Source organism: Phyllobacterium sp. (assembly GCF_037994425.1).
GTDB lineage: Bacteria > Pseudomonadota > Alphaproteobacteria > Rhizobiales > Rhizobiaceae > Phyllobacterium.
The window spans coordinates 1-3,798 of the sequence record NZ_JBBNAM010000286.1 but is presented as its reverse complement, the minus strand read 5'-3'; the positions used below and the strand labels follow the sequence as shown (position 1 = coordinate 3,798).

At 60.4% G+C, this 3,798-nt stretch carries 5 protein-coding genes and 1 pseudogene; 1 reads left to right on the top strand and 5 read right to left on the bottom strand.

Translation table 11 applies throughout. From position 1 onward, the window contains the following. The 3 genes and pseudogenes from AAAB35_RS19565 to AAAB35_RS19555 all read right to left on the bottom strand — a co-directional run. Positions 1 to 283: pseudogene (locus AAAB35_RS19565) on the bottom strand (2-dehydro-3-deoxy-6-phosphogalactonate aldolase); the annotation flags it as partial. Then, positions 280 to 1,209 (bottom strand): 2-dehydro-3-deoxygalactonokinase, encoded by a 930-nt coding sequence (locus tag AAAB35_RS19560; protein WP_340669943.1) that lies wholly within the window; start codon positions 1,207 to 1,209, stop codon positions 280 to 282. The gene AAAB35_RS19560 and the pseudogene AAAB35_RS19565, both read right to left, overlap by 4 nt. Next, complete coding sequence (locus AAAB35_RS19555; protein ID WP_340669942.1) at positions 1,206 to 1,973, bottom strand: SDR family oxidoreductase; 768 nt, start codon at positions 1,971 to 1,973, stop codon at positions 1,206 to 1,208. The genes AAAB35_RS19560 and AAAB35_RS19555 overlap by 4 nt, the downstream gene beginning before the upstream one ends. Positions 1,974 to 2,158: 185 nt before the next feature. Between AAAB35_RS19555 and AAAB35_RS19550 the strand changes: the two genes are divergently transcribed. Then, a complete protein-coding gene (locus AAAB35_RS19550) occupies positions 2,159 to 2,941 on the top strand; it encodes an IclR family transcriptional regulator (protein WP_340669941.1) in 783 nt (260 codons plus the stop codon). 12 nt (positions 2,942 to 2,953) lie between these two features. Here the strand turns inward: AAAB35_RS19550 and AAAB35_RS19545 are convergent, their stop codons facing one another. Beyond that, positions 2,954 to 3,580: a nucleoside triphosphate hydrolase gene (locus AAAB35_RS19545; RefSeq protein ID WP_340669940.1), complete on the bottom strand. Its 627-nt coding sequence runs from the start codon at positions 3,578 to 3,580 to the stop codon at positions 2,954 to 2,956. 24 nt (positions 3,581 to 3,604) lie between these two features. Continuing rightward, positions 3,605 to 3,798 (bottom strand): D-lyxose/D-mannose family sugar isomerase (locus AAAB35_RS19540; RefSeq protein WP_340669939.1); only part of this gene is annotated, 194 nt, incomplete at its 5' end.

Below are 3,798 nucleotides of genomic sequence, written 5' to 3'. Positions count from 1 at the left end.
CATTGGGGCTGATCATCAGGCGTCCACCGGCGGCCGACAGCCGCGCAATGTCGGCGGCATCAAGCACCGTTCCGGCCCCGATCAACACTGAAGATGGCAGGTTCCGCGCCAGAAGTTCGATGGACCGGAACGGTTCGGGCGAATTCAGGGGAACCTCGATCGCTTCAATCCCCGCCAAAACCAGCGCTTCGCCGATTGCCAGCACCTCGTCTGGTTTCACACCGCGCAAAATGGCGATGAGATCGCGTTTAAGCTTGGGCCATGGATTGCTGGCGCTTGTCATAGACGGTGTCCCTGTTGACTGGGCCAGACGGTGGACGCGGCGACGAACAGTCCCTTGCGAACGGCCTCGTCGGCATCGACGCCGGTAAATTCGATCCGTGCGAGCGCAAGCGCCTTGCCGTAGAGCGCGGCCATGGCGCCGGAAGCAACGAGCGTGACCCTGCCCCGGTGCCTCGATTTTGCACCGGCGATTTCCGCACCAATGAGAAGGCCCGAAAGGCGCGATGCTGCGCCTTCGGGCGAAAGACCTTCAAGCAGCATGGCGGCGCGAATGGCGAAAAGTTCGCCGAGCATGCGTTCTCCCGACAGCATCAGCGCGACGGCTTCAGCAAATTGCGGATGGTCGGCGCTGGCAGAAGTGCCCGCGTCCCTTACCGAGTGGCGCAAGATCGACTGCGATGCGAGGAGAGCGTAAAGCTCACCCGTCAGATAGGTGGAAAAGCGTGTGGCTCTGCCATTTTCAAGTTCGACCCATTTGGAATGCGTGCCGGGCATCGCGACGACGCCGTCTGCGAGATTTCGCGCAAGCATTGCGCCAAGCAACTGGGTCTCCTCGCCGCGCATCACATTCGCCAACCGGCCCGCTTGTGACAGTCCAGGAATGATGCGCACATCACGTTCCGTGCCTTCAACCCTGACAGCCCCCGAGAGGATTGCCTTCAGGTCTGCGGGAACTGCAACGTAGTTGGCCTCGACCCAGCCCTGGCGTGACCCGGCCATGCCGCAGATGATGACCGGCAGGTTCGCGGGTGCGCCAAGGGCCGCAAGGTGTTCCTCAAGTGTTGCTTGAAATCCTCGCGCCCGCGACGCATCGAGACCATCGTTGGAGCGCTTCTCGCCAACGACATTGCCGGCGGCATCGACGAGCCATAGGCGAAACCGGCTCGTTCCCCAATCACTGAGGCCATAGATCGGCTCGCCGCTCATAGGCAGCCGCCATCGACGATCAGTGTCTGGGCCGTCAGCATGCGTGCAGCATCAGAGGCGAGGAACAGGCAAGGACCAACCATGTCGCCGGGCTGAAGCGCCTCGGGAATGGCCTGCCTTGCCATGTGCGCTTGCAGGGCTTCATCGGTGACCCAGTGTTTGCGCTGGCGTTCCGTCATCACCCAGCCGGGGGCAATGGCGTTGACGCGGATATTGTCGGCGCCGAGCCGACCGGCGAGCCCCTTGGTCAGGCCGATGATTCCGGCCTTGGCGGCCGTATAGGACGGCATGTCGCCCTGGTTGATCATGAAGGAGATCGAGGTGAAATTGATGATTGATCCGCCTCCGGCCTGCCGCATGCCGGGCACCACGGCCTGGGCGGCAAAGAATTGCGGGCGCAGATTAATCGCCTGGTTCCTGTCCCAATATTCCTCCGTCACATTATCGATGTCATGTCGATCATCCCAGGCGGCGTTGTTGACGAGAACGGTGACCGGCCCGTTCCTGGCGATTGCCTTGGCAACGGCGTTGCGAAGCGCCTCAATATCGGTAAGGTCCGCTTTCAGATAGAGCGGTCGATTGCCATATGTCTTGTCAAGCGCATCGGCAAGGGCCTCGGATGCTGCTTCGGCAATGTCGATGAAGGCGACACGTGATCCCTGGGCGAGGAAACCCTCGGTCAGCGCGGCGCCGATGCCAGAGCCTCCACCGGTGATCAGTACGGATCGGTCTTTCAGGTCAGGAAAATGAGCGGAAGGCATCATTGCGGGATCTCGCAGAAAGGTTCCACTATTCGGAACAACGTTTGACTATATCGAATTGATATCCTAGGCTGCCCGAAGTCAAGACATGACGCTGATTTGTGGCCGTGGCAACGCAAATTTGTCGAAATGGCCAGCCTTCGAAGTCCTGCCCGGGCGAAAGGGACATAGTGAAAAAACGCCGGCCCATGGCCCCTGCACGCGATACCGGCACCCTTGGCAAGGCGATCGCGGTGCTCGACATCATCGCCACAGCCAGCGAACCCTTGCGCTTTACCGATGTTCTGCGCCTTGCCGATCAACCGCGCGGAACATTACACCGGCAGATCGCGAACCTCATTGAGGAAGGACTGATTACCGTCAACCGCGACCAGTCCTACGGCCTCGGTCTTCGCCTCTTGCAATTTGCATCACGAACCTGGGCAAGCAACGCGTTTCGCGCCATCGCCGAGCCGCATATCCGCACGTTGCATGAGGCGACAGGCGAGACGGTGCACCTTGGCGTGCTGCACGGGACCGACGTCGTCTATCTCGACAAGATTGAAAGCCGGCAAAATATCCGCCTCGTTTCGCAGATCGGCAATACAGCGCCTGCCTGGTGCACCGGGGTCGGCAAGGCTGCACTTTCGGCATTGGCCGATCCGGATCTGCGCGCACTTATTGCGGAAATCCGTTTCACCCGCTTCACGCCGCATACCATCACCGATGCGCGCACTTTGCTTTCAGAGATCGCTGCAATCCGCCGTGAGGGTAACGCGTATGATCGCGAGGAACATGAACTTGGAATATGTTGCGTGGCAGCTCCCGTTCGCTCTGCCGACGGACAACTGATCGCCGGAGTGTCGGTAACGGCGCCGGCTTACCGGATAACGCCGGAGTTTTTTTCCTCCTGGGCGGCCATTACCCGCGCGGCTGCAGCTGCGATCATGCGCGACATGGCGATACAGCTGTCGCCGCGCCGCTCCGCCTGACCGGCCAACCTTTCAATTCCTTATGGTAAAGTCAGCCGGACGCGACTCTTCGAGAACAAGCTCGGCATTGGGCAAGTCATTGGCAAGGGCCCGCTGCTGCGCTGATCCGACATTGTGTCCAAAGGCCAGCCAGCGCTGGACAAGGCGGTTTTCAAGTTCGAGCCGATCGACGTCAAGAAACACGGTGACGTCAAAGAGCGAGGCAAGCCGATCCCACGGCGACTGGTCAAGCAGAAGGTAATTGCCTTCCACGAGAAGGATGCGTTGACCAGCCCGCACGATGTCGGCGCCTGCCCTTGCCAGATCAAGTTTGCGATCAAACAGTGGAATGACGACATCATTGCCGATGTCGCGCAGACGCCTCAGCAGCACTTCGAAGCCGGCGCAGTCGAAAGTCGGCGGCGAACCCTTGCGCTTGCGCAGGTTCATCGCATCGAGAATGGCATTGTCGAGGTGAAAACCGTCCATCGGCACAACAATGGCAGCGCCCGGGTCACGGGTATTGATGGCCTGGCAAAGCGCCGCCGAAACTGTCGATTTGCCGGCACCAGGAGCGCCGGCGATGGCAACGATCAGCCGGCTCGTCTTTGCCGCACGGGCCATGAGTTCCGCAACGAGATCTTCAACAGTGATCAGCATGGCCCGCGCCGTCTCCGATCTAGATCAGGCGAGCCACTTGTCATAATCGGAGACGAGCAGATGCAGTGGCGCCTCATCCTCGTCGATCGATGAGAAACGGCCGATCGGCTCGCGGAAGATATTGTCGGTAAGATCGTCGTTGACCGTCGAGACCTCGCCGATCAGAACGTCGCCGCCTTCGCCCCAGAATGCATGCCAGTTGCCGGGCAAAAGCGTAA

What these genes read in the sequence shown, in the direction of transcription:
- AAAB35_RS19560 (WP_340669943.1), bottom strand. Translation starts at nt 1,209, where the DNA reads ATGAGCGGCGAGCCGATCTATGGCCTCAGTGATTGGGGAACGAGCCGG.
- AAAB35_RS19555 (WP_340669942.1), bottom strand. Translation starts at nt 1,973, where the DNA reads ATGATGCCTTCCGCTCATTTTCCTGACCTGAAAGACCGATCCGTACTG.
- AAAB35_RS19550 (WP_340669941.1), top strand. Translation starts at nt 2,159, where the DNA reads ATGGCCCCTGCACGCGATACCGGCACCCTTGGCAAGGCGATCGCGGTG.
- AAAB35_RS19545 (WP_340669940.1), bottom strand. Translation starts at nt 3,580, where the DNA reads ATGCTGATCACTGTTGAAGATCTCGTTGCGGAACTCATGGCCCGTGCG.